General features: G+C 49.0%; 3 protein-coding genes. All 3 read right to left on the reverse strand.

Annotated elements, in window-relative coordinates; translation table 11 throughout:
• Positions 1 to 201 precede the first annotated feature (201 nt).
• Entirely contained in the window at positions 202 to 486 is a 285-nt protein-coding gene (locus LC093_RS20035; protein WP_226669220.1) for a DUF6881 domain-containing protein, read from the reverse strand.
• Between the two features lie 1,335 nt (positions 487 to 1,821).
• Positions 1,822 to 2,313, reverse strand: coding sequence for a GNAT family N-acetyltransferase (locus tag LC093_RS20040; protein ID WP_226669223.1), 492 nt, complete (start codon positions 2,311 to 2,313; stop codon positions 1,822 to 1,824).
• A gap of 585 nt (positions 2,314 to 2,898) precedes the next feature.
• The gene (locus tag LC093_RS20045; protein ID WP_226669226.1) at positions 2,899 to 3,207 is read right to left on the reverse strand and encodes a hypothetical protein; all 309 of its coding nucleotides are present in this window, start codon (positions 3,205 to 3,207) and stop codon (positions 2,899 to 2,901) included.
• Positions 3,208 to 3,344: the final 137 nt, after the last annotated feature.

A 3,344-nucleotide genomic window follows, 5' to 3' on the forward strand; every position in this document is an offset into this window, starting at 1 on the left:
GAACGAAACTGCTTGATTTTATCATGGCAAATAGCCAAATACTGCGGGCCAAAACAGTGCTTTCAATTACACGCTGGCACACGCCACAAATTTAACAGCCCGGCACCATAACGCCGCGCACAGCCGCCGGAGGCTATTGGCGCCTTTTTTGCCGAAGGCATAAAAAGGTGACAATGGCCGGAGGTCAGTTGCTGCGCCTTGTTATGCGATTCCATGCACATACTTTTGCCACATTTTTTCGAATTCGTCTCTGGTTATCGATTGACCAGAGAATTCATCTTGTGAGTTTATTTCTCCTAAGCTTGGTACTTCACAAGTACCTAGCTCTGTATCTTTTGTTGAACCTTTTTCGGATGCATATCCCACGCTACCATTTGCGAAGAATTCTAGCTTACGCGTCTCGAAGTTATCATCAGCGATTTCTGATACTAATCGATTTGGGTAATCTTCAGAATCTTGAATCCATTCAACATCGATGTATCTCACGAAACTCTCCTAAAGCGCATAACGTTGCTAGCAGGGGCGGCCGACGCGTAGCGTTGGACGTCCAGCCCAGCCCCGAAGGGGATGGGCGAGCCTGCCTAGCCTGGTTATGGCTGACGCGCTCCGGACCAACTACCAGCACTTTGCCAGCCACGGCTTGGCTGGCCACCGCCCGAATATTACGAGGAAAGAATACCGCGCTTTCCTCAACCTATTTTTATCTTAATGGCACTCCACCATACTGCAGCGGAATTGCCTACTTTACCGAACCCAAGCGAACGCTATAGGAACGAACCTGCTTGAATGTGCCGTGGCACATTGCCAAATACCGGAAACTAAAACTGTACGCAAAAATTTGAGCGGCACAGATATTAATTTTTACCGACCGGCACCATAACGCCGCCAGCAGGGGCAGCTTACCTTGTGCGCGATTTGCGCAATAATGGGAGCGTAGCGACCTGCGCAAAACGTGCACAAGGTAAGCTGTCCCGCGGAGGGCCGAAGGCCCGGAGCTTTACTGCCTGGCATTGTTAAGGTTTAGCAACTGCACTGTAGTGGCGACCGCGTTACATACAATACGAAAACCGCAACCAACAAAGGCACTAGTACCCATAAAGCGAAATTTGCCTTCAATATGTAAGCAGCTACTACTACGCCCCAGAATGGCACGAGCATAAACAGCAGCGCTAAGAATCCATACTTTACGGGTATATAACAATTGCAACCGCAATTTCCACATGACGTTGGGAATAACCTGGTTGCCCGCATCTTTTCCCAGAAACTAAATGCATTGCTTTTACATTTTGGGCACTGATACATCTGAAACCTTAACGCCGCGCTCAGGGGCGGCTTACTTTGTGCGCTTGATTGCGCAAAAATGGGAGCGAAGCGACCGCGCAATAAAGTGCACAAAGTAAGCCGTCGCCCTGCAGCGCCTTGTTATGGTATGCCGCACTCCGCGCTCGCTTTCCGGCACTTTGCCAGCCACGACTTGGCTGGCCACCGCCCACTTGAAAGAGGAAAGAATAACGTACTTTCCCCGACCTATAATTATCTTACCGGCACGCGACAATACTGCAGCGGACTACCCTATCCTACCGAACCAGAGCGAACACTCTAGGAACGAAACTGCTTGAATGTGTCCTGGCAAAACGCGAAATGCTGTATGCCAAAATAATGCGCAAACCTTGCAGCACCACAAAAACCTATTTTTACCGACCGGCACCATAACGCCCAGCGCAGGCGCAGCCAGCGCGGAGCACTTTTTGTGTTAATGTTTGAGCGCCAGCGAGTAACACAAAAGGTGCGTAGCGTTGGCTGTCGCTCTGCCGCTGATTGTTATGAGCGAACCTTGGCGAAAATGTGCTTGTCATAGTACTGACCGTTTTTATAGCACCCTTTTTGAAATATACCTTCTAGTTCATACCCGCACTTTTCCAAAACTCGCATTGATGCCAGATTGGGACTAAACACTGGTGCGAAAACACGGACAATATCAGTAGTGGAGAATAAGGTAGCGGTCAATTGTTGAACCGCCTTCGTTGCATACCCAGCACGCCAGTATGACTCACCGATCCAATAGCCTATTTCTGCAGTTCTTGATTCTTCAAAGCGGCCGGGTTCCGCCCCGACACATCCGATGAGATTATCGTCTACTGAGATTGCCTTAACGAAACCTTCTTTACTCCCTTTAGAAATCCACCAATCCGCATCGCTTTTCGAATAGGGAAAAGGTATACGCGATGAAAGATATCGTGTGACATTCTCGTTATTCAGCATTCTAACAAGTGCATCTAAATCACTTGGATGGAATTCTCTTAGTGTAATCATTGGCACTACTCATAACGCCCAGCGCAGGCGCAGCCAGCGCGGAGCAATTTTTGTGTTAATGTTTGAGCGCCAGCGAGTAACGCAAAAAGTGCGTAGCGTTGGCTGTCGTTCTGCCGCTGCTTGTTAGTGTTTCCGGCCACTACTCGACTGTATTTTGTACACTTTTGTATGACGTAACCACTCTTAAGAACGAATGGTTTAGCCCCTACAATACCCGAAAAAACCTCGGTGCGGTGCCGCCAACTTGGCACACACTTTCCGCTCCACCAAAATCGTGGGCGAAGCCGACGTTTAGCCTTTTGCGGCACGGCACAAATAGAGTTGCCCGCAAATGTTCAGAAGCCGACTCTCCGATGCCCAATATTGGAGCCACGATTTCACGTTGCCAATTCTGGCCACACCGCGTATCGGAACCACCGTTTAATACACCGGACTTTCCGAAAACCAAAACCCAAATGCCACCGCGCTAAAAAACACTAACGCCTTGCGCAGCGGCGGCTTACTTTGTGTATTTTTTGCGCAAAATAGGAGCGTAGCGACTGCGCAAAAAGTGCGCAAAGTAAGACGTCGGTCTGCCGCAACTTGTTATGTGCTTTGATACCCGAACTCATTCTTGAGTCGCTCCAACAGATTAGGGTTGCTCGCATGTAAAAGACCACCATACTCCTCTACGGCCGAAGCTAGAGCAGACTGTGCTTCAGTTTTCGAAACAAAACTAGCACGCAACGCGGAAAATATTGGTGGTACTAGCTCAGATTTCCAAATGCAATTAGCTTGAAATTTGACGGGATTATTTAGTTTCTTCCCAACGCTAAATAGCATCTCATATGCTGCCCAAGAACTTTCTGAGTCAAAGCTCACAAAGACCACTTCCTTTGATTTTACTTTTTCCATGACTCGCTACCTTGCGCACATAACGCCGCGCTCAGGGGCGGCTTACTTTGTGCGCTTGATTGCGCAAAAATGGGAGCGAAGCGACCGCGCAATAAAGTGCACAAAGTAAGCCGTCGCCCTGCAGCGCCTTGTTATGG

It is taken from the genome of Microbulbifer aggregans, assembly GCF_020524005.1.
Lineage (GTDB): Bacteria > Pseudomonadota > Gammaproteobacteria > Pseudomonadales > Cellvibrionaceae > Microbulbifer > Microbulbifer aggregans_A.